Below are 308 nucleotides of genomic sequence, written 5' to 3'. Positions count from 1 at the left end.
TGTGTAATATTTTCTTAAACAAGATACTACACACCCAATCAGATCATTTATTTGCCTTACAAGTAAATTGCGACTCCATGAATCCTGAAATTAAACCGGGCAGCATTGTGCTTGTAAATCAAAATGAAAATAGCCCCACAGGTGATGGTATTTTTGCAGTACGATTAGGCAATTTAGTGCAATTAAACATTTTACAACCTTTACCTAATAACCGGCTACATCTGACAACGATTAATAAAAAATACGATCCAATAGAAATTAATCCTGATGAAACACAGGAATTTGAAATCCTGGGTCGAGTTATTTGG

Annotated in this window: 1 protein-coding gene; it reads left to right on the top strand. The window is 34.4% G+C overall.

Going from position 1 to position 308, the window contains the following annotated elements; all coding sequences use genetic code 11:
- Positions 1-8: 8 nt before the first annotated feature.
- Positions 9-308, top strand: a 300-nt coding sequence (locus ACG2E4_RS18610; RefSeq protein WP_395277529.1) for a helix-turn-helix transcriptional regulator, incomplete at its 3' end; no start/stop codon positions are given.

This window comes from Halalkalibaculum sp. DA384 (assembly GCF_043951955.1).
Classification (GTDB): domain Bacteria; phylum Bacteroidota; class Rhodothermia; order Balneolales; family Balneolaceae; genus JAMQKA01.
Note: the sequence above shows the minus strand (reverse complement) of the source record. Positions and strands in the feature narration are given on the sequence as shown.